General features: G+C 66.4%; 19 protein-coding genes. 9 read left to right on the top strand and 10 right to left on the bottom strand.

The window, feature by feature from the left end; all coding sequences use genetic code 11:
• Position 1: 1 nt before the first annotated feature.
• Positions 2-973 carry a YihY/virulence factor BrkB family protein gene (locus tag J2X54_RS07055; RefSeq protein ID WP_310179453.1) on the bottom strand — a complete coding sequence of 324 codons (972 nt, stop codon included), beginning with the start codon at positions 971-973 and terminating at the stop codon, positions 2-4.
• A 140-nt stretch (positions 974-1113) separates the two neighbouring features.
• Here J2X54_RS07055 and J2X54_RS07050 point away from each other — a divergent pair, with 140 nt between their 5' ends.
• From J2X54_RS07050 to J2X54_RS07020, 7 genes are all read left to right on the top strand, one after another.
• Complete coding sequence (locus J2X54_RS07050; protein ID WP_310179452.1) at positions 1114-3420, top strand: FdhF/YdeP family oxidoreductase; 2307 nt, start codon at positions 1114-1116, stop codon at positions 3418-3420.
• 83 nt (positions 3421-3503) lie between these two features.
• Positions 3504-6185, top strand: a complete 2682-nt coding sequence (locus tag J2X54_RS07045) for an EAL domain-containing protein (protein WP_310179451.1) — start codon at positions 3504-3506, stop codon at positions 6183-6185.
• A 64-nt stretch (positions 6186-6249) separates the two neighbouring features.
• Positions 6250-7470 (top strand): SpoIIE family protein phosphatase, encoded by a 1221-nt coding sequence (locus J2X54_RS07040; protein ID WP_310179449.1) that lies wholly within the window; start codon positions 6250-6252, stop codon positions 7468-7470.
• A gap of 11 nt (positions 7471-7481) precedes the next feature.
• Entirely contained in the window at positions 7482-8039 is a 558-nt protein-coding gene (locus J2X54_RS07035) for a SiaB family protein kinase (protein WP_070246861.1), read from the top strand.
• A gap of 5 nt (positions 8040-8044) precedes the next feature.
• Complete coding sequence (locus tag J2X54_RS07030) at positions 8045-8425, top strand: DUF1987 domain-containing protein (protein WP_310179448.1); 381 nt, start codon at positions 8045-8047, stop codon at positions 8423-8425.
• Positions 8422-9156 (top strand): GGDEF domain-containing protein, encoded by a 735-nt coding sequence (locus J2X54_RS07025; protein WP_310179446.1) that lies wholly within the window; start codon positions 8422-8424, stop codon positions 9154-9156. The genes J2X54_RS07030 and J2X54_RS07025 overlap by 4 nt, the downstream gene beginning before the upstream one ends.
• 24 nt (positions 9157-9180) lie before the next feature.
• Complete coding sequence (locus J2X54_RS07020) at positions 9181-9462, top strand: hypothetical protein (protein WP_310179444.1); 282 nt, start codon at positions 9181-9183, stop codon at positions 9460-9462.
• Between the two features lie 64 nt (positions 9463-9526).
• Here J2X54_RS07020 and J2X54_RS07015 read toward each other — a convergent pair whose 3' ends face one another.
• The gene (locus J2X54_RS07015; protein WP_310179443.1) at positions 9527-10084 is read right to left on the bottom strand and encodes a flavodoxin family protein; all 558 of its coding nucleotides are present in this window, start codon (positions 10082-10084) and stop codon (positions 9527-9529) included.
• Positions 10085-10189: 105 nt separating this feature from the next.
• On the opposite strand from J2X54_RS07015, the gene J2X54_RS07010 reads away from it, so the two are divergent.
• Together J2X54_RS07010 and J2X54_RS07005 are read left to right on the top strand one after the other, a co-directional pair.
• The gene (locus J2X54_RS07010) at positions 10190-11095 is read left to right on the top strand and encodes a helix-turn-helix domain-containing protein (protein ID WP_310179442.1); all 906 of its coding nucleotides are present in this window, start codon (positions 10190-10192) and stop codon (positions 11093-11095) included.
• Positions 11096-11182: 87 nt separating this feature from the next.
• On the top strand, positions 11183-11380 hold the full coding sequence (locus J2X54_RS07005; protein ID WP_070246867.1) for a hypothetical protein: 198 nt from the start codon (positions 11183-11185) through the stop codon (positions 11378-11380).
• On the opposite strand, the gene J2X54_RS07000 is transcribed toward J2X54_RS07005, so the two are convergent.
• The 8 genes from J2X54_RS07000 to J2X54_RS06965 all read right to left on the bottom strand — a co-directional run bounded on the left by J2X54_RS07000 (position 11377) and on the right by J2X54_RS06965 (position 21862).
• The gene (locus J2X54_RS07000) at positions 11377-12339 is read right to left on the bottom strand and encodes a methyltransferase (RefSeq protein ID WP_310179441.1); all 963 of its coding nucleotides are present in this window, start codon (positions 12337-12339) and stop codon (positions 11377-11379) included. The two genes, J2X54_RS07005 and J2X54_RS07000, sit on opposite strands and share 4 nt — an antisense overlap.
• Entirely contained in the window at positions 12336-13073 is a 738-nt protein-coding gene (locus tag J2X54_RS06995; protein ID WP_310179440.1) for a glycosyltransferase family A protein, read from the bottom strand. The genes J2X54_RS07000 and J2X54_RS06995 overlap by 4 nt, the downstream gene beginning before the upstream one ends.
• Positions 13070-13696: a cyclopropane-fatty-acyl-phospholipid synthase family protein gene (locus tag J2X54_RS06990; RefSeq protein ID WP_070246870.1), complete on the bottom strand. Its 627-nt coding sequence runs from the start codon at positions 13694-13696 to the stop codon at positions 13070-13072. Before J2X54_RS06990 ends, J2X54_RS06995 begins: the two co-directional genes overlap by 4 nt.
• Positions 13693-14496: a PIG-L deacetylase family protein gene (locus tag J2X54_RS06985; RefSeq protein ID WP_404990894.1), complete on the bottom strand. Its 804-nt coding sequence runs from the start codon at positions 14494-14496 to the stop codon at positions 13693-13695. The genes J2X54_RS06990 and J2X54_RS06985 overlap by 4 nt, the downstream gene beginning before the upstream one ends.
• Positions 14493-15557, bottom strand: a complete 1065-nt coding sequence (locus J2X54_RS06980; RefSeq protein ID WP_404990888.1) for an acyl-CoA dehydrogenase family protein — start codon at positions 15555-15557, stop codon at positions 14493-14495. The genes J2X54_RS06985 and J2X54_RS06980 overlap by 4 nt, the downstream gene beginning before the upstream one ends.
• Before the next feature lie 98 nt (positions 15558-15655).
• Positions 15656-16732, bottom strand: a complete 1077-nt coding sequence (locus tag J2X54_RS06975; RefSeq protein ID WP_310179437.1) for a LacI family DNA-binding transcriptional regulator — start codon at positions 16730-16732, stop codon at positions 15656-15658.
• A gap of 16 nt (positions 16733-16748) precedes the next feature.
• Positions 16749-18968: an alpha-glucuronidase family glycosyl hydrolase gene (locus J2X54_RS06970; RefSeq protein ID WP_310179436.1), complete on the bottom strand. Its 2220-nt coding sequence runs from the start codon at positions 18966-18968 to the stop codon at positions 16749-16751.
• 23 nt (positions 18969-18991) lie between these two features.
• On the bottom strand, positions 18992-21862 hold the full coding sequence (locus J2X54_RS06965) for a glycosyl hydrolase 115 family protein (protein ID WP_310179434.1): 2871 nt from the start codon (positions 21860-21862) through the stop codon (positions 18992-18994).
• Positions 21863-21893: the final 31 nt, after the last annotated feature.

Here is a 21893-nt window from a genome sequence, read left to right as displayed (position 1 = left end):
CCTAACTCACGCCTGAACCGCCATCCTGGCCGGGCCCGCCGTCTATGCGGCGGCTGCCCAGCGTGGTCGCGTATTCGTGGGTAAACAGGGCACCGAAGAAGAAAATTTGCGCTGAATAATAAATCCAGGTGATCAGCGCGACGATGGACCCAGCCGCGCCATACGAGCTGCTGAAGTTGCCATGCCCGAGGTACAGGCCGATCAGCACCTTGCCAACCAGGAACAGCAACGCAGTCAGGATGGCGCCCACGATCACGTCGCCCCAGGCAATGCGGGTGGCGGGCAGGTACTTGTACACGAACGCGAACACCACGGTGATGATGATCATCGACAGCGCCGAGAATGCGTATTGCAGCACTTTGCCGGGATCGGTAGGATCGGCCCAGCTGCTCTGGAACGCCGCCAGGCCGGCATTGATCGAGAGCGACATCATCAGCATCAGCGCCAGCACCATCAGCAAGCCGAACGACAAAAAGCGCTCGCGGATGAAGATCCACACGCCCGAGCCTTGCGACGGCGGGATTTGCCACAGTTCGTCGAGGCTTTCTTTTAGCTCGGCAAATGCGCTGGTGGCCGTGATCAACACGATCACGCCGGAGATGATGCTGGCCGCCAGGCTGCCATCTGCCTGGCGCGCGCCGGCAATGATCACCTTGAGCGCTTCGCTGCCCTGGCTGCCGGTCAGGCCGCCCAGTTCCGTCAGCAGCGCAGTGCGCACCACGTCTTCATCGAAGAACAGGCTGGCCAGGGCGACCACCAGCATCAGCATCGGCGCCAGCGAAAACAGCACGTACAGCGTCAGCGCCGCGCCCTTGCTGGCGGCGCGCCTGGCCAGCCAGGCCATGGCGGCAGCCTTGGCCATTTGTCCGACGGCATACACGTAAGCGGAAGGGCCGCCGTGCTTGACGCGCAAGGCGATTTGGCGGCGGTTGCGGGCGACGGGATCGTCCTCGGCGATGGTGGTAGAAGTCATGGAGTTAGCAATTGTTGGTCACACTCTGATGGTCGCCGCCACCCATTTCGCGGTCGGTGCGCACGCGCACGGAAGCAGGGAGGGTGGTGCCCCACACTGGCTCGCATAGTCCAAGCCTCCAACCCATTCAGGAAACCCCGATGACCAAAGAAACCCATGCCGAACCCTATCCTCATCCCGCCGGCGGCTGGGGCTCCGTCAAGGAAGTAGGCACGATCTTGCTGGACCAGGGCGTGCTGCTCAAGGGCGGCAACCTGATGCTGCACCAGAACAAGACCGATGGCTACGCCTGCGTGGGCTGCGCCTGGGCCAAGCCGGCCAACCCGCACCCGTTCGAATTCTGCGAAAGCGGCGCCAAGGCCACGGCCTGGGAAATCACCAGCAAGACGATCGGCGCCGATTTTTTCAGGAAGCACACGCTGACCGAGTTGCGCACCTGGTCCGACCACCAGCTGGAAGCCGTGGGCCGCCTGACCGTGCCGCTGCGCTGGGACCCGGACAGCGACCGTTACGTGGAAGTGGCGTGGGAAGCCGCGTTCGACGAGATCGGCCAGGAGCTGAAAAACCTGCATGCGCTTGACCCCAGGAGCACGGTGTTTTATGCATCCGGGCGCGCCTCGCTGGAAACCTCGTATATGTACCAGCTGGCCGCGCGCCTCTACGGCAACAACAACCTGCCGGACAGTTCCAATATGTGCCACGAAAGCACCTCGGTGGCGCTGCCCAAAACCATCGGCGTGCCGATCGGCACCGTCAACCTCGACGACTTCGAGCAGACCGACTGCATCCTGTTCTTCGGCCAGAACGTCGGCACCAACAGCCCGCGCATGTTGCACCAGGTGCAGTCAGCCCGCAAACGCGGTGTGCCGGTGATCACCTTCAATCCCTTGCGCGAGACCGGCTTGCTGTCGTTCGCCAACCCGCAATCGCCGACCGAGATGCTGACCACGGCTGAAACGCAGATCAGCACCCAGTACCTGCAAGTGAAAGCCGGGGGCGACAGCGCCGCCATCATGGGCCTGTGCAAGGCGCTGATCGCGCGCGACGACGCGGCCCAAGCTGCCGGCAGCGCGCGCGTGCTCGATGCCGGCTTCATCGCCGAACACACGGCCGGCCTCGACGAATTTGCCGCCACGGCGCGTGCCGCCAGCTGGTCCGCCATCGAAGGCCAGTCGGGCCTCACGCGCGCGGCACTGGAAGAAGCGGCCGCCACCTATGCACATGCGAACCGCGTGATTGCCGTGTACGGCATGGGCCTCACCCAGCACCGGCACGGCGTGCAGAACGTCGAAATGGTGTCCAACCTGCTGCTCTTGCGCGGCAATATCGGCAAGCCGGGCGCCGGCATCTGCCCGGTGCGCGGTCACTCCAATGTGCAGGGCCAGCGCACCGTGGGCATCACCGAAAAGCCGAAACTGGCGCCGCTCGACCAGCTGGAAAAACAATACGGCTTTGCGCCGCCGCGCGACGAGGGCTTGAACACCGTCACCGCCTGTCGCGGCATGATGGACGGTTCGGTCAAAGCCTTCATCGGCCTGGGCGGCAACTTCCTGCGCGCCGCACCCGATACCGTGCGCCTGGAGGCAGCCTGGTCGCAACTGCGCCTCAACGTGCAGATTGCCACCAAGCTCAATCGCAGCCACGTGGTGCCGGGCGCTGTCAATTACCTGCTGCCTTGCCTGGGCCGCATCGAGATCGACCGCCAGGCCGGCGGCGAGCAGTCGGTGGCGGTGGAAGACAGCACCGGCTATATGCACGGCTCGCGCGGTCGCGCCGAGCCGGCTGCTGATACCCTGTGGTCGGAACCGGCCATCGTGGCGGCGCTGGCGCAAGCCATGTTGCCGCCCGAGCGCGCAGCGCTGGTGCCGTGGGCCGACTGGGTGGCCGATTACAGCCGTATCCGCGACGCCATCGCTGTCACCTTCCCCGATATTTTCAGCGACTTCAATGCCCGCATGTGGACGCCGGGCGGCTTTCGCCGTCCGGTGCCGGCTGCACACCGCGAATGGAAAACCCCGAGCGGCCGCGCCAACTTCATCGCGCCTGCCACGCTCGAGGAAAACCCGGACCAGCCGCCGCTGGCAAGCGACATACTGCGCCTGTTTACCATCCGCAGCGACAGCCAGTTCAACACCACCATCTATGACCTCGATGACAGGTTCCGCGGCGTGTATGGCGGCAGGAAGGTCTTGCTGGTCAATCCCGACGATATCGCCCGGCTTGGCTTGGCGGACGGTGCGCTGGTCGATGTGCACGGCGTTACCGACGACGGCCTGGTGCGCACGGTCGCTGGGCTGAAGCTGGTGGGCTACGACGTGCCGCCCGGCTGCATCGCCGGTTACTATCCCGAGTGCAATCCGCTGCTGCCGCTCGAACACCATGCGCTGGAAAGCATGGTGCCGGCCGCCAAGGCGATTGCGGTACGGTTGGCGCCTGCTGCAGGGTAGATCGAGCAAAAATCACGCAATGTCACGCGCCTGACATACTGCTGCGATAACATCCGGAAACTTTTATTCCCCTGGATGTTATCTTGCGTTCGTACGCCTCCCGATATTGGCCATGGGCCTGGTTGCTGCTGGCCTTGCTGGCGGCGGCCGCCTGCTGGAATCACGCCGTGGTAAGCGCCGAGCGCACCCGGCGCGATGTCGAGCAGACCGCGCGGCGCGAGCTCGCTGCTCACGTCGATGCGTTCGAGCACTACCTTACCCGCAGCGTCGCCCAGATGGACCAGGTCACCATGCAGCTCAAGCATGGCTGGGAGCAGAGCGGCGGCACCTTGCAGCTCGATGCGCTGTACCGCGACGGCATGTTCACCGATCCGGCATTTGCCGAGATCGCCATTTATGCCCCCAACGGCCGCGTGCTGAGCCGCGCCGGCCGCCATCATGGCGCCGGCGCGGGCTTGCCGGCCTCGTTCGGCTTTCACCAGGCTAACAATTCGTCGGCGCTGCGCATCCTGGCGCCGGGCGGCGCGGTGCAGGCCAGCCAGCAATTCGTGCAGTTCACCCGCCGTCTCGACCGCCGCGACGACGGTTTTGCCGGGGTGTTGGCGCTTACCCTCGATGCCGATTACCTGACGTCGTTCTACAACCAGCGCCTGCTGGGCGGCCACGGCGTGGTGGCCGTGTTCAGTGACCTTGGCAACGCCAGCAGCGTGCGCCTCGAAGCCCACGGCGACGCGCTGACCCTGGTGCCCGGCGCCTCGCTGTTTGCCACGGCGCCGGCGCTGACCGGCGGCTTCGACACCAGGCTGATGGCAGGCGCGGCCTTTTCCGACCACGCCCCGCGGCTGGTCAGCTGGCGCCATTCCAGCGCCTACCCGGTCGTGGCACTGGCGGCCATGACCTCGGCGCAAGCGCTGGCGCCGGCCGCCACCGACTGGAGCCGCCGCCGCGACCGCGCGTTCTGGCTCACTCTGCTCACCGTGCTGCTCGGTGGATTGGCCACGCATTACAGCCTGGGCATCGAGCGCCGGCGCGTACGCAGCAGGGCTGCGCACCAGGCCTATCGCATGGCAACCGAACACGGCAGTGATGGCTTTTACCTGGCGGCCGCCGTGCGCGACGCTGCCGGCGCGGTCACCGATTTCGACATCATCGACTGCAATGCGCGCGGCGCCTATTTCTATGGACTCGGGCGCGACCAGCTGATCGGCCGCCGCGTCTCCACCCTCGACCAGGGCGTGTTCGGCACGGCGCTGCTGCCGGTGTACCTGCAGGCGCTGCAAGACGGCAACTACGACGACGAGCGGCAGATGTCGCCCGACGGCCAGCTTAATATCGGCTGGGGCCGTCGCCGCATCGTGCGCGTGGGCGAGTGCCTGGCCATCACCTTGCAGGACGTCAGCGAACGCAAGCTGCACGAGCGCGATATGGAACACCTGGCGCTGCACGATCCGCTCACCGAGCTGCCCAACCGCCAATGGCTGGTGCGCGAACTGCCGCGCCGGCTGGCCGCCAGCCTGGAGCGCCAGGGCGGACTGGCCGTGCTGCTGGTGGACCTGGACGACTTCAAGCACGTCAACGACACCCTGGGCCACGGCGTGGGCGACCAGTTGCTGCAAGTAGCGGCGCAGCGCCTGACCGGCCTGATGCGTGCCAGCGACTGCGTGGTGCGCATGGGTGGCGACGAATTCCTGCTGCTGGTGGACCCGGCCGACGAGGGCCACGACCACGCCGGGCTGGCGCTGCTGGCCGAACGCGTGCTGGCGGTGCTGGCCGAGCCGGTGGCCCTGGGCGTGGAAACGCATCGTATCGAGGCGTCGATCGGCATCAGCTGCTACCCGCGCTATGCGGGCGAGAGCGCCGACCACGAAGCCCTGTTGCGCCACGCCGACATCGCGCTGTTTTCCGCCAAGAGCGAGCAGAAGGGCCATTACCGCTTCTTCGACGCGTCGCAATACGTGCTGCTCAGTGCCCGCGCCCACCTGAAACACAGCCTGGCCAAGGCCATCGATGCGGGCCAATTGAGCTTGCACTACCAGGCCCGGGTGGATGTGGGCAGCGGCCGGCCGGTCAGTATGGAAGCACTGCTGCGCTGGCAGCACCCCACGCTGGGCATGGTGCCGCCGGGGCAGTTCATCCCGCTGGCCGAAGCCAGTGGTCTGATCAACCGCCTGGGCGAGCTGGTGATGCGCCAGGCCTGCGCCCAACTGGCCGCCTGGCGCGACCAGGGCCTGCCGCTGCTGCCGGTATCGATCAACGTGTCGCCGCGCCAGTTCAGTTATGGCAGCGTGGCCACCCAGCTGGCGCGCCACCTGGCGCATTACGACATCGACGCTGATTTGCTGGAGGTGGAAATCACCGAGTCGGCCATGGTGGCCGACCAGGTCGATGTGCAGGCCGAACTGACCGCGATCCGCGCGCTGGGCGTGCGCGTGTTCGTCGACGACTTCGGCACCGGCTACTCGTCGCTGTCGCAGCTGCAGCGGCTGCGGCTCGACGGCCTGAAAGTGGACCAGGCTTTCACGCGCGAACTGGACCGCTCGCACGAGGGCCGGGTGTTTTTCCAGGCCATCGTCTCGATGGCGCGCGCGCTGGGCATGACGGTGGTGGCCGAAGGCGTGGAAACCTCGGCCCAGCTGGCCCTGCTGCGCGATCTGGGCTGCCACCAGGCCCAGGGCTATTTGCTGGGACGACCGGTACCGGCGGCAGCCATGGCCGCCACGCTGGGCGAACTGGGCCAGCGGACCGCGCTGACTCTGGTCAGGTAACACGCTTGTCATAATGAGGTCATATTGAATTGCTAGTATGCATTTTTATTTGATTGGGTGAACTGTGGAATTCGACGCCTCCCGCCAGCATCTGCCACGCTACCGCCAGTCGACAGCTGCCGACCTGTGCCGCGAGAGCGTCTCCATCGTGGCGGAAGCGTGCAACGCCGACGTGCATGCGCTGTTCACCGAGCGGCGCGACCTGATGAGTTTGCCCGTGCTCGATGGCGGTCGCCCGATCGGCCTGATCAGCCGAAACATCTTCATGTCGCAAATGTCGAAGCCGTTTTACCAGGAGCTGTACGGCAAGAAGAGCTGCATCGCCTTCATGGACAAGGAACCGCTGATCGTCGAGTGCGACGTCAGCATCGAAGACCTGACGTTCCGCGCGGTGGCCTCCGGCGAAAAGGCGCTGGCCGACGGCTTCATCATCACCAACCAGGGCGAGCTGGCCGGCGTGGGCTTTGGCCTGCAACTGATGAACGTGGTGGCCAATATGCAGGCCGAGCGCAATCGCCAGATCATGCACAGCATCGAGTATGCCAGCGTGATCCAGCGCGCGGTACTGAAACCCTCGCGCGACGCGCTGGCCAAATTGGGCGACGCCCACCTCGAATGGCAGCCGCGCGACCTGGTCGGCGGCGACTTTTACCTGGTCGAGCAGCACGAAGACGGCTGGTTCGTGGCGCTCGGCGACTGCACCGGCCACGGCGTGCCGGGCGCCTTCATGACGCTGATCGCGTCGCAAGTGCTGGGTGGTGCGCTGCTGCGGGTGGGGCCGCGCACCCCGGGCCGGCTGCTGCAGGAGGTCAGCGGCGGCGTCAAGGCGCTGCTCGGCCAGACCACCGAACAGCGCGCCGTGGCCGAATCGGACGACGGGCTGGACGCCGCCTTCCTGTGGTTCGAGCACCGTACCCGGCGCCTGTATTTTGCCGGCGCCCGGATTGCGCTGCACCTGCTGGCGCCGGGCGAGCCGCTGCTGGTGGTGGAGGGCGAGCGCGCCGGCCTCGGATATGTCGATACCGACCCCGCGCAGGAATGGCCGACCCACGTGGTGGACCTGGCGCCCGGGGCGCTGGTGTTTGTCACCACCGACGGCCTGATCGACCAGATCGGCGGACCGAAGGCGATTGCCTTCGGCAAGCGCCGCGTGCGCGAGCTGCTGTCCGGGCATGCCGACGCTGGCGCCCCCGCTTTGTCAAGGGTTCTGCTGGAAGCGCTGGCCGGCTGGCAGGACGGCCAGCCCCGCCGCGATGACCTGACTTTCTTTTGTTGCCGTCCCTAAGGAGTAGCACCGTGCTGTACCAGGAATTCGACGAACTATGGCAAGTGGCGCAAAAGCGCCAGGTCATCTTTTTTTATGCCGGCTATTTTTCGCAGCCGGTGGTGGCTGCCATCTCGGAGACCATCCGCGCGCGCCTCGACAGCGCCGGCGCGGCCGGTCCCACCCGGCGCCGCATCTTCTCGGCCTTTGTCGAGATGTCGCAAAACATCATGCACTATTCGTCCGAAGCGCTCACGCCCGGCGACCAGCGCGACGCGCAAATGCGGCGCGGCTCGTTTTGCATCGGCACCAGCGGCGAGCATTTCTTCCTGCTGTGCGCCAACCCGGTGGCGACCGACCGCGTACCAGGCCTGCGCAGCCGCCTGGACGCCTTGCGCACCATGACTGTCGACGAAATCAAGGCTGCCTACAAGCAGGCCCTGCGCGCCGAAGTGCCCGCCGACAGCAAAGGCGCAGGCCTGGGTTTTCTCACCATGGCCCGCGAAGCGAGCGAGCCGCTGGAATTCGAGTTTGCGCCGTCACCGAACGAGCCGGACACCACCATCTTCTGCATCAAAGCCATCATCTGACCGCCATGGACGCCTTACTTATAGCAGCAACCCCCACTTCGCCCGAAGTGGACTTCCGCTTCCCCGAGCATACGCTTTCGCTCAAGGGCGAGTCGTACCCGGAAAACGCGGCCGCCTTTTATGGGCCGGTGATCGAACGGCTGCGCCGCTACCTGGAGAACTGCCGCGAGCAAACCATCACGGTCCACGTCTCGCTGGCGTACTTCAACAGCTCCTCGACCAAGATGCTGTTCGCGTTGTTCGAAGCACTGAACGACGCCGCACTGGCTGGCAACGAAGTGCTGCTCAACTGGTACCGCGACGAAGAGGACGACACCATCATGGAATTTGGCGAAGAACTGCGCGACGATTTCGCCGCGCTGCAGTTTACCGACCGGCCGGTATGAGCGCGCCGGTGCCCCTCTTCGGCACGGCGGCCGACCTCGAACCCGACCTGTTCGCCGCGGAACAGCAGGCGCTGGACCAGGCCCGCCGCGCCGCTGCGCACGACGACAACCACCAGGGCGCGCTGCGCGACCTGGTGGCGCATTACGAAAGGCTGCTGCGCGAGAGCCGGCGCCTGGTCCAGCGCAGCGACCGCGCCGAACGCCAGATGAACCAGCTCAACGCGCGTCTGCAGGAAATGGCCACCCAGCTAGAATACCGCGCCAGCCACGACCCGCTGACCGGCGCGCTCAATCGCGGCGCCGTCATCGAGCACGCGCGCAGTTGCCTGCTGCTGCACGACATCGTGCTGGTAGTGCTCGATATCGATTTTTTCAAGCAGGTCAACGACACCTACGGCCACCCGGCCGGCGACGCTGTCATCCAGGCCGTGGTGGTGTGCCTGACCGAGATGGTCGAGGGCCAGGCCTTCATCGGCCGCGTGGGCGGCGAGGAATTTTCGGTGGTGTGGCCGGGCCTGACCCCGGTGCAGGGCCTGGCGCTGGGCGAACGCCTGCGCCAGGCGATTGCCAACACCGAATGGCCGGCGCCGATCACCGCGCCCGTCACCGCCAGCGTGGGCGTGAGCTGGAGCGCGCGCGGCAGCACGTTCGAACAGGCGTACATCCGCGCCGACCAGGCGCTGTACCGCGCCAAACGCAGCGGCCGCAATTGCGTGCGCATGGCAGACTAAATCAAGAATTCCCCAGGAGACGAGATGACTGACACGATAGCTGAATTTCCCATCGACAGGCGCCAGGCGGCTGGCGTGTTGCCGCCAGCGGAGCACAGCCTGGAAAACGACGTACGCAAGGCCGTGGCGCTGCGCCAGCAGGTAGGCGTCATCGCCGCCATCGAATACCTGAAAACCGTGGGCGCCGACCGCGAGCTGATCGAGCGGGTGCTGTTCGAGGGCGCGGTGCGGGCAGGGGACCGCGAGGTGGGGCCGAGGGTGGGCAATACGTCGCGGCGGTGGTCGTTGCGGGGTGCGGCGGTTTGATGCAATAATTTTCAGATGGAGGTATGACCGGCGCCGTTTCGGTCGACGCCGGTGGTTTTCGCTCTTACGCCAAACGACCAGCAATCTCCGCCACACGCTTGCCGTAAGCTTTGGCCGTATCGAGGTCGCCCTGGGGAATCTCGTCCACGCTCGCATCCGACGGCGACTGCACCAGCACGCCGGCCGAGCCGCCCAGGTTGTTCAGGTCGGTGCGCTGTGCGGCCTTGGTGTTCGATGGCAGGATGCCCAGGCTGACCCAGATGCCGCCGTGTTGCGCAGCCAGGGTTTGCAGGGCGATCAGCGAGACGGCCTTGTCGCCGTTGAAGCTGGCGCTGTTGGAGAAGCCGCCGAAGACCTTGTCTTTCCACGCTTGGGTGAACCAGGCTTTCGAGGTCGCTTCGGAGAACTTCTTGAACTGCCAGCTCGGGCTGCCCATGTAGGTCGGGGTGCCGAAGATGATGGCGTCGGCTGCGTTGAGCTTGTCCCAGCCGCCTTCTGGCAGTTCGCCCTCGGCGGTGATTTGCAGCAGTTCGGCGCCTTCGCCAGCGCCCTGGGCAACGTACTCGGCAACGCGTTGGGTGTGGCCGTAGCCGGAATGGAAGACGATAACAACTTTGCTCATGATGGTTCCTTGTGGGTGAATAATAGCTGCCTCCCGACTATAGGCCACCGGCCTCGGCAACTCACGGTAGAATCCGTACCAGTGATGGTAAATATGGGACAAGCAATGGCAGTGCCACTTCCTGGGAATGCGATAGCAAGGCTCGATTACGAGCCGCCCGAAAAATATAATCTGGACATCGAGGTATTCCGTTTGGCAGAGCTGTGGCCCCGTAAAACGAAGGAGCATTTTCGCCACGCGCACCGCATCGAATTCCACCAGCTGATGGTCGTCACCGAGGGGCGCTGCACCCACACCATCGACTTCGATCAGGTGGCGTGCGAGGCGGGCACGGTGCTGATGGTCACGCCGGGGCAGGCTCAGCAGTTCGACGTGGACAGTGCCTGGGACGGCTGGCTGCTGCTGTTCCAGTCCGACTTTTTGCTGCCATCCGGCACAGCGCAAGGCAACCGGAGACTGGAACCGGACCTGGCCTGGCCCGGTCAGCCCATGCACCTCGACGCGCCGTTGCAGCGGCTGGTGGCCGATGCCGTGACCCAGCTCCACCACGATACGCAGCTGCCGGCACCGCGCGGCGAGCTGCACTCGCTGCTGCGTCACCAGTTGCATGCCTTGCTGATACGGCTGGGTATGGCCTGGGGCGAACGCGAGGCGGCCAGCGCCGACCACCCGGTGAGCGCCGGCGAGCGGCAGCGCCACCGGCGCTTTCGCCACATGGTCGAACAGCGCTTCGGCCAGTGGCACCAGGTGCAGGAGTACGCAGCGGCGCTGGGCTGCTCCGACAAGACCCTCAACCGCGCCGTGCTGGCGGCAGCCGACCGCACCGCCAAGGCCCTGATCGTCGAACGCATCATGCTCGAGGCCAAGCGCCTGCTCGCCCACACCGCGCTGCCGGTGGCGGTGGTTGGCAACCATGTCGGTTTCGACGAGCCGACCAATTTCACCAAGTTTTTCCGGCGCGAGGCGGCCATGTTGCCGGGGGCTTTTCGGGCGCTGCACCATCGAAAATAGTTCTGCATGGAAGTGTGGGTGAGGCGGCGTACAGTCCGGAGCGCCCGGCGGGCGTAAATTGGGACTTTACGTTCCAGCGAGTTCACCATGCCACTGTCAGACCGCCGCAAACCGACCGCCACCGCCGCCATTATCGACGAAGCCAAGCAACTGCTGCCCGTGATGGGACTCGATCCTGCCGCCGAATACGCGATGAGCCGGGGCATTCCGCGTTTTATCGCCTACAAGGTGCTGCGCGCGCCGCAAGCGCAGCAGCGCGTGGCACCGCGCCGCAAGGACGCCTAGAATTTCGACCGCGTCGCCACCAGCGCAATGGCGGCGATGCGGTCGGTGTTGCGGTGAATGTCGTCACCGAGTTCGCCGCCGAAGACGTCGGGGTCAAGCTCTCGGTACTGCCACTGCATGCCTGCCGCGTCCAGTCGAGCTCCAGCCTGCTGGCAAAACGGATCGGCGCCATCGATGATCGCTACGCAGGTGTAGAGCACCAACCGTCCGCCGGGCGCCAACCGTTCGATGGCGCTGTCGACAATAGCGTGCGACAGGCCTTCGCCCAACGCGCCGCCCCCGTGGCAATACGTGCGCTGATCGTCATCGACCATGAATGGCGGATTGGCGACGATCAGATCGAACTGTCCCGCCACTGCTGTGAGCACATCGCTGTGCGCCAGCTGTATATTGTCCCGCCGTGCCAGCTGCGCATTGAGCGCGGTGAGCGCGAGCGCTGCGGGATTCACATCGACCGCCCACACGTCGGCCTGCGGGTGCGCCCGCGCCACCTTGATCGCGCCGGGACCTGCGCCGCTGCCGATATCGACCGCCCGGGCGACCGGCAATCCGGCCGCCAGCGCGGAATCGATCACCTGCTCGTAGCGGTATGTGTCGGGTCCGAAGAAGACCGAATCGACATCGTGCGTGGGATACGCCGAGTGAAAATACAGTTCGCCGCCAAGTGTCGACACCCGCAGCCCACTGCGGTACAGCGTGCCATCGACCCGCAGGATGCCGGCGCTGTCCATCAATTGCAGCATTTCCGTTCCCACCAATGCCGCCTCGAAAGGGCGGTTCCAGCCGAATACACCGCGCAAATCGCCGGCTGTCGCATGGTGTTCGCGGGCGTTTACCCGCCGGTGACTCGGAGGCGAGATGGTGGTGAACTGGTAGCCAGCGTTCTGCAACAGGCGGCCCAGGCGTACCAGCGGATGGTCGTCGGTGGGGGCAGTCTGCCAGTTGTGCAGGAGCGTCATGGGATCACCGGTTTCAGCGGGAGCAATGGCAGCGCTGCCTGGCTGGCGGCGGTGGCAAGGCGGATCAGCGTATCACCGAATCCGCCCCGCGCCCGGGCATCGCGGCGCGCGCTGGTTACCACGCGGGGCGCGGCGCTCCAGGCGACAGTCGCGCCGCAATTTTCCAGTGCTTCCACCAGCGCGACGTCTTCGCTGCATGCCAGCGGCAGGAAGCCGCCAACGCAGCAATATGCCGTGGCGCACACGCCCAGGTTGGCCCCGTGGATGTGGCGGTGGCCATCGCGGTCGGCGTAGCAGCTGTCGAACTGGTGGCGCAACACAGCCGCCTGGTCGTGGTGCGCCGACCAGTCGTCCACCGACACCGTGCCGCATACCACGTCCACGCCCAGGCGCAGCTGCGCCACCAGCCAGTCGGGCGCCACGCGGGTGTCGGCGTCGGTAAAGGCCAGCCAGCGTGCGCCGTGGGCCAGCAATCGTTCGGCCCCGGCGGCGCGCGCAGCGCCGACGTTACGGGCATCGAGTTCGATCGCTTCCACCCGGTAGCCGGCACCCTGCAGGGCATTGGTGTGAGCGTGGGCGATGGCGCGCGAGTTGTCGCGGCAATGGTCGAGTACCACCACCACGCACACCGACTCGCCGCGCAGGTCGGCATGGCCCCCGGCCAGCCGGATGGCGTTGAGGCAGCCATCGAGATAGCGTTCCTCGTCGTGGGCCGGGATGACGATGCCGATCATGGCGCCAGTCCTTCCAGTTGCGCGACCGAAGACGGGTTGCGCGACCAGATGTCGAGCAGGAGGTCGGCCTCGCTGTGCTGCATCAGGCGGTGCATGCCCGGCGCGCCGTCGAAGCCGGCGTGGATGTCGGCGCTATCGAGCTGGCGGTCGGCAAAGGGCCAGCGCCAGTGGCACAGCACCAGGGTGCCGTTGTCGGCCAGGGACTCCAGGCAGCGCTGGCGCAAATTCGCCACTTCGTGCTCGGGCAGGTAATAGGCCATTTCGCTGATGACGATCAGGTCGAACGGGTTTTCGTCGGGCCATTCCTGTGGCACCACCTGCTGGCGTACCGTCACGCGCGAGGCATCGCTCGGATGCTCCTTCTGCATGCGCTGCTGCGTCAGGCGCACCGCCTCGGGCGAGAGGTCGGTGGCGAGCACGTATTCGGCGCGGTGGGCGAGTGCAGCGGTCAGCTCGCCGTTGCCGCACGCTGGCTCGAAGGCGCGGCGATAGCGCTGCAGCGGCAGGCACGCCAACAACAGGCTGCGCTTGCGTTGCTCGTACCAGCGCTGACGCACCTTCCACGGATCGGCGTCCTGGGTATAGAGCTGCTGGAAATGGGTGTGGCGGTTGGTGATGGTCATAGGAAGCAGACTTCGTAAGGATGCGTGAGGCGCGCCAGCACATGCGGCGGCAGGATGGCCGGCTGGCCGGTCGACGGATCGGGGTGGAGCTGGGTGGTGTAGCAGGCAATCGCATCGCGCTTGCGTTGCAGCGTCTCGGCGTCGAGCACCAGCCGCCGCGCGCGCTGCCATGGCACGCGCTGGTCGCCGGGCTCTGCCCAGTGCCAGGTCCATACCGGCAGCTCCACCATGGCGGCGCCGCACAGCCGCGCCGCCATCGCGGCGGCGTGGCCGCAGGCTTCGTGGTCTGGATGGCCGTCATGGCGCCAGGTGGTAAAGACCACGTCGCCTGGGCGCAGCAGTTGCTCGAGCAGGGTTTGCAGCGCGCCGGCCTGACTGCTCACGTCGCCGTCGGGCAGGCGTGCGCGGATCACTTGCGGCGCCGGCCGGCCCGCTGGCAGCAGGGCGTGCAATGCGGCTGCGGTTTCACGGGAGCGCAGCCGCGCCAGCTGAGCCGGCGGATAAATGCTGGAGCCGGGATGGCTGGCGTCGCCGTCGGTGGCGGCTACCACTACGGTGCGTGTGTCTTGCGCGGCCAGCATTTGCAGCAAGCCGCCACAGGCGAGTACCTCGTCGTCGGGATGCGGTGCGACGATGATGGCGCGCTGGCCGGGCGTCACCAGGTCGTGGGTCGCGATCGGCGGCAGGTCGTGCAGTCCTGCCCACGCCTGCCAGGCGGCGTCCGGGGTGCCCGCGCCGGCGATCTGGCGCGGGTGTTCAGCACCACGAACAGGGCAGGGTGGCGCCAGTTGTTCGGTCATAAAGCCCATGGCGATGCTCCGGTGTTTGCCAGTTGCGAACCCAGTGTGGCCAGGTCGCGTTCGGCGTGGCTCTGGCGCAGGAACACGGGCAGGTCGGCCGCCAGGTGGGCAAACTGGGCGTCGCGGCACAACGGACCGGCGCCTAGCGCGCGGTTGGCGTGGGCCAGTACGGTGGTCGCTGCCGCTTCCACCGTGAGGCGCAGGCGCAGCGCCAGTGCGCAGTGGTCAGCGCGCGGATGCGCGTCGATGTTGGCCGCACTCGAAAGCAGCAGCGCGGCGGCGCCCGACAGCGCGATATCGACATTACCCAGGTGCGCCAGCCGATGCGGATCGGGCCGGTGATTTCTGTCGGAAGTCTGGGCGTGGGCGGCGGCCAGCAGGCGTTCGCCAATGGCTCGCGCGGCGCCGTACCAGCAGGCCGCCACGCCAGCGCCGCCCATCCAGAAGCCGGGCCGCGTGAGGTACGATTCGTGTTCGCCCACCGGCACCGCCTGCGCATCGGTAAACACCACGTCCACGCTGGCGCTGCCGGCCATGCCCACGGCGTGCCAGCCCTGATTGGTCACTTCCACGCCCGGTTGGCGCAGGCTGACGGCAGCCAGCATGCGCCGGCCTGCGGCATCGCGGCAGCTCACCAGCGCATGACTCAGCGCCGCCGCGCCCGAGCACCACTGCTTGCGGCCGGACAGCGTGTAACGGCCGTTGCCGGCCACGCGCAGCGCCACGCCTGGACCGGGCGGCTCCGCGCACCACACGCCCCAGGTGGCGCCGGCAATGTCAGGTCCCTGCAATTCCGCCAGGATCGCCAAGGCGTCTGTATGGCCCTCGTACAGCTTGGCGAAAGAAAGATCGTGACCGCCGGCGATCGATAGCGCCTGCCAGCGCGCCAGCGTGGCGCCGCTGCCGGGCAGCGGCAACCGGTCCAGTCCCGCCGCCACCGCACCCGCCAGCGCCGATGCCGCGTCGCCATCCGGTACACCGGCCACGTACTGGGCCAGCATGGGCGGCACCCTGGCCGGAGCGACCGCGAATTCGGCGCGTGATTGAGCAGTGAGAGGCATGATGTCAGTCAATAAAAAAATATCGTCCTGGCATCATCTCTTTGTAGAACTCTGCTGTATGTTCGCTTGCACACTCATCAGCAGGTTTATTGCCTTTGCTACATTCTGAGCGGCTTTCCCGCCCTGGCTGGCGGCCGCACGCGCGGCGCGGCGTCGGACTGGCGTCGTATCAGCGCGTGGTCCATCACCACCTGCTGCGGCGCTGCCGGCGCGCCGTCGCGACGGTCGCGGATTTGCCGTACCAGCGCACGCACCGCCATTTCCGCCATCTCGGCGATCGGCTGGCGCACGGTGGTGAGCTCGGGCCAGATGGTGGTGGCCAGCGCCGTATCGTCGAAGCCGGCCACCGTCAAATCGCCTGGGACATCGAGCGCCAGCCGGTGGGCAATGGCCACCACGGCGGCGGCCATGTCGTCGTTGCTGGCAAAGATGGCGGTGGGGCGCGGGTCGTGGCTCAGCAACCGTTCGGCGGCGTCCAGGCCTGACCGGTACGTAAACAGTCCCTGCACGATCAGCTCCGGCGCCTGCGGCAGGTGGTGTTCGGCCAGCGCATCCTGGAACCCTTGCAGGCGGCGCGCGCTGGCGGTCTGGTTGGGGTGCCCGGCAACGAAGCCGATGCGCTGGTGGCCCAGCGCCACCAGGTGGCACGCCATGTCGTGGGCGGCCTGGTAGTCGTCGATGCGTACGCCGCTCAGGCGGTCGTCGGGCCTGCCGCAGGCGACCGTGACGGCGGGCGTGCCCGATTGCGCCAGCAGGTCCACCAGTTCCGCGCTGTCGCACAGCGGCGGCGGCAGGATGATGCCATCGACGCCATTGTCGATCAGGCGCCGCGCCTGCTCCAGGCCATGCTCGTCGGCCTCGCACTTTTCCACCACCAGTTGCACATTGTGCGGGCTGGCCTGGTTGAGCAGGCCGACCAGGCATTCGCTCAGGTAGCCCGCGCTGGGGTTAGCGTACAAAAAGCCGATGCGGATCGCCCTGGCGCCCGCCAGCCGCTGGGCGGCCTGGTTGGGCACGTAATTCAACGACGCGATGGCGTCGGCCACCAGTTTGCGCGTGGCCTCGCGCACGCGGGTGTCGCCATTGAGCACGCGCGAGACGGTCATCGGCGAGACGCCGGCCTTGCGGGCGACGTCGCTCATGGTGGGGTTGGCCTTGTTGGTCAGGTTGGTCATGTTAGTCGCCTAGGGGTCAGCCACGGCCCGGGGCATACGGGAAGTGGATCGCCTTGTAGTACTCGAGCGGCTGCGGTGGCGGCGTCACGCCGTTCGGCAGCGGCAGGCCGGATACCGACTGGAAGTAGGCGATACAGGCATTGCGCCACAACTCGGCGTTCTGCACCTGGCGCCGCAGCCGCTGCGCCACTTCCGCGTGGCGGCGCGCATCGACCACGCCGCGCAGCGCGTCCCAGCGGCTTTGCAGGTCGCGCGCGCCCGCCACGCCACGGTCGTAGTGGTCGATGATCTCGGCCCAGAGCGTTCGGCCCGATGGCATGGCGTAGGTCCACGGCAGGTGGTGGAACCACAGCAGGTATTTTTCCGGCGTGGTGCGCGGATCGGCGTACAGGCGCGCCAGCGCCGGCGCATATTGTTCCAGTGCGTTGGTGCCGCTGGCGGTGCGGTCGAAACCGATGCCGTCGCGTGCGGCGCGGTGGTAATACACGGGATTCCAGTCCGGGCGTTCCAGGTCGTTCACCCACGGCGCCGGGCCGTGATGGTGGGCGGTGCCCATGATGTGGTGCAGTCCCAGCGGCGTCATGTAATCGACCACGGTTTCGCGCGAACGCATCAGCATATCGACTACCGGTCCGATCACCCGTGCATCGTTGCCGAAGCTTTGCGCCGCCCATTCGACGGCGATGGCGCGCGCCGACGCCTGCGGATTCCACGCCAGGCGGCCGAACGCGTACCAGTTGGCCTGATCGAAATGGTGGCCGGTCCAGTTGCGATCGACGCCGATATTGGCCACGCCGGCCATGCCGGTCAAAGGCGGCTTGCCATCGAGCGTGTGCGAACCTTCGATGACCTGCGCCACTGTTGGTCCTTTACCCTGGCCTTGCTGCATGGTGTCGCTCTCGAGCACTTCCTCGAACATTGTGCCCAGGTAGGCGATGTCGGTGGAAAAGCCCAGGTACTCCTTGGTGATCTGGAATTCCATCATCAGCGGCGTATTGGGCATGGCGCCAAACAGCGGGTGGAACGGTTCGCGCGGCTGGAAGTCGATAGCGCCGTTTTTCACCTGTACCAGCACGTTGGATGCGAACTTGCCGTCGAGCGGCTTGAATTCCTCGAACGCCTGGCGCGCGCGGTCGGTTTCCTTTCCTGCCTGCGGCGCATAGACAAAGGCCCGCCACATGACGATGCCATGGTGCGGCGCCAGCGCGGCGGCCAGCATGTTGGCGCCATCGGCATGGCTGCGGTGGTAATCCTGCGGGCCGGGCTGGCCCTCGGAATTGGCTTTGACCAGGAAGCCGCCAAAGTCGGGAATGGCGCGATAGATCTCGTCGGCCTTGTTCTTCCACCAGGTTTGCACGGCAGGTGACAGCGGATCGGCGGTGTCGGTCTGCTTCAGTTCCAGCGGCGTGGAAAAGCGCGCCGATAGAAACACCTTGATGCCGTAGGGGCGCAGCACGTCGGCCACCGCAGCCGCCTTGGCGATGTAGGCAGGCGTGAGCACTTCCGGCTTGGAGTTGACATTGTTGAGCACAGTGCCGTTGATGCCAAGCGACGCGTTGGCGCGCGCATAATCGGTGTAGCGGCTGTCGGTGATCTCGGGCAGCGCCCACCAGTCCCAGATCGACGCGCCCGCGTAGCCTCGCTCCACGTGGCGATCGAGGTTGTCCCAGTGGTTGAGCAGGCGCAGTTGCAGCTTCGGTGCGGAGCTCGCCTCGGGCGCCGTGCCGCCGGCAGTGGCGCGCAGCCACGCAAAAGCGCCATACAGCAGGCCGATGTCGGTGTTGGCGGCGATCAGCGTGACCGGGCGACCCTGCAGGCGTGCGGCGCGCAGCAGGTAGCCTTCGTTGCCGAGCTTTGCCAGCTCGGTCTTCAAAGTGCTGTCGAGGCCCGGCAAGGTTGCCGCCGTTCCCAGCACCAGGGCGCCGTCGGCGATGGTGGCAGTTTGCGCGGGGGCGTCGATGCCTGCCATGCCAGCCACCCCGCGCTGCAGTTCGGCGACGGCGGCCGTGGTGGTGGGCGTGATCGGCGTGGTGAGGACGATGCTGCGCGCCTGCGCCTTGAGCCTCGCCTGTGCTGCCGGCGCCAGGGGCTGGTAGCGCAGCCACAGGTTGTAGCCGTCTTCGTCGGGGACGGGCTTGGAGGCTGTGCTGGTCGCTGCGTTGGCCGACGTCAAGCCCGCGGCCAGCAGCAGCGCCGCCAGCACGGGGGGAAACAGTTTATGAAACAGTTTATGCATTTTGTCTCCGTTATATTTTTGGATTACCGTGCGCGCGGACTCTCGGGCGGGCCGAGGTAACTGTCTTTCAACCCGCCCGCATCGACCACGATTTTCTGCAGCACCACGCCCGCATCCACCGCCCAGAACTTGAGCGTGTGGTGGCCGGCCTTGGCGATGGTGTGGCGCGAGGTGATGACGACAGCGCCATCGGACACGCTCTTCTCCCAGGCTTTTTCGGAGCCGTCGGCGTGCATATTCACCAGCTGCGGCGGCTCGTCGTCAAACGAGACCGCGTAGCGCAGCCCGGCGCCCGGCTGGAATTTCTGGGTGGGCGCCAGCGTCGCGTGCACCACGACCTGGCCTGCGCTTTGCAGGTGCAGCGCATAGTCGAGCCGCATCTGCGGGGCAGCATCGGCCGCCGCGTCCACCGGCAGCGCGGTCACGGCGGACTGCGTGCGGCCATGGCCGGGAATGGTGAGCCATTGCCGGCCTGCCGGGGCGACAGCCTTGGCAAAGCTGGCCGCTTCAATCGACACCACGCCGCCGGTCTCGATGTAGTCGCCTGCCACGGCGCCTTTGACCACGCGGCGCAGCGGCGCCTTGATCGTCACCCTGGCCCCGTTCGGGCCTTGCACCGTCAGCGTGGCGTGATCAACTTCGCGCGGCACGTCGGTCCAGCGCACCTTGACGTGCACGCGGCGATCGCGTTCCACTTTACCGGCCGGCTGGTCGATCTCCAGCCACGGCGCGCTGGTGGTGATGCGGTAGTCGAACGGCTGTCTGCCGCGATTGAACACTTCCAGGTATGCCGGCGCATCGGTCATTTCATCGAGCGCGGGCAGGGTCAGCTTGTCGCCTTCGGGGCCGGGCCACACCTGTGCATTGCCTTGCACGGCCACGCCCATGTCGGCCGCCAGTGGCGCCTGCACTTCGCTGACTGCCGGCATCACGTTGCGCGGCGGCTGGTTCCAGTACGTGTAGCCCAGGTGGGTTTGCGACATCATGTGGTTCCACTTGCCGCCGCTGATGTCCTGGTGATAGCGCCGCGTCAGTTCCGCATCCTGCGCGAACAGGCTGCGTGCCTGGTTGGCCAGGTCGTTGGTCGAGGTGCGACCCTGCACCGCGTACAGCCGGTTGCGGGCGGCCACTGCATACAGCTGGTTGACCACGGCGCTGGCCTGCGCCGGATACTGCACCAGCTGGAAGAAGGCGTCGCGTTGCCCCGCCGGCAGTTGTGCGGCGATCTTCTCGGCGTGCGCGGCAATCGCCTGGAATTCGGCCGTCACGCGTTCGGCTTCGTCGTAGTTGACCACGTGGTAAGTGTTCGGCTCGAGCTGCTCTGGCTTGCGGCGGCCGTTGTAGCGCGTGTAGCTGGCGACGATGTCGGCGATATCGTCCGCGTGCTGCGGGCCGAACTCGCGCGTGGCCCACAGTTTGAGGTAGTCGGGCAGGCGTTCGGCTGGCCAGGCGGCCGGATTCCAGGCGTAGGTGAGGAAAAACTCGATGGGCACTTCCATCGGTTTGAGGTCGCCCACGTTGACGATCCAGATGCGGTCGGCCTGGTGGCGCCACGCCAGGTGCATCTGCTCCCAGATTTTCGGGAGTGGCGTGACATTGAGCCACTTGTACGAGCGCGGACCGCCGACGTAATCGAAGTGGTAGTACACGCCGGCGCCGCCGGCACGCTTGCGTTCTTCAAACGTGGGCAGCCGGCGGATATTGCCCCAGTTGTCGTCGCACCACAGGAGGGTGACGTCGTCCGGCACGCGCATGCCTTTTTCGTAGTAGTCCTGCACCTCCTTGTACAGCGCCCACATCTGCGGCACGATGGCGGCGTCGCGTCCCAGTTCCCGCCCGATGATGGCGCGCTGGTCGTCGACGATGCGCTCGAGCAGGGCCACGTTCGATTCTTCCGACATCGGCTCGTCGCCGTCGCCGCGCATGCCAATGGTGATCATCTTCTCGAAGTTGCGGGTGTTCTCGATGCCGCCGGTCCAGAACTTGTGCAGCACCTTCCCGTTTTTCTGGTAGTCCCACGGGCCTTTGCCCTGGCGCGTCCACTCCTTTTGCGCACGCATCATCGGCTCGTGGTGCGAGGTGCCCATGACGATGCCGTAGTCGTCGGCCAGCTTGCCATTGAGCTTGTCGTCATCGTAAAAGGCCGAGTTCCACATCGCCGGCCACAGGTAGTTGGCGCGCAGGCGCAGCAGCAGTTCGAACACCTTTTCGTAGAAGCGGTGGTTGTAGCCCCCGTAGGTCTGCTGTACCCAGCCGGTGAGCGCCGGCTGCTCGTCGTTGAGGAAGATGCCGCGATATTTGACCACCGGTGCATCGTGCGCGGCGCTTGGCGCATACGCGTAGAGCGCGGCCCTTTTCGGCGGCGGCACGTCCGCCCACCAGTACCATGGCGAGACGCCGATCTGCTCGGACAACTCGTAGATGCCGTAGATGGCGCCACGCTTGTCGCTGCCGGCAATCACCAGCGCCCGTTCCACGCCGGGCAGCGGCCGCAGCACGGTCTGCACCTGCCAGCCCTCCCACTTGCCGCGGATCGCTGCGACATCGAGCGTGCCGGCCGCAATCATGCGGTCAATCAGCGGGCTGTGGCCCACGGTGCCGATGATGATCACGTCGGCGCCGGCCGGCGCGCCGGTTTGCAGCGCCGGCGTGACGCCGGTGACGCGGCCGATATCGGCCTGCAGGTCGCGCGCGGCGCGCAACACGCCGGCGTGGTCGGCGGCGTCCACGTACAGCGTGGCGGCCTTGCCGGCTTGCGCCATCACGACCGCGTTGGCGGGAGGAGAGTCGAACCGCACCAGGCGCTGCTGGCCCAGTGCGTGGGCGGGCAGGGTGCAGCAGAACAGGGCGGCGGCCAGGAAGGCTCCCGCCACGCTTATCAATTTTTGTCTCATTATTGTCGTTATCCGTTTTTATATTGTGTGG

It is taken from the genome of Duganella sp. 3397 (genome assembly GCF_031456625.1).
GTDB lineage: Bacteria > Pseudomonadota > Gammaproteobacteria > Burkholderiales > Burkholderiaceae_D > Rugamonas > Rugamonas phyllosphaerae.
This window is presented reverse-complemented; position numbering and strand designations above follow the sequence as displayed.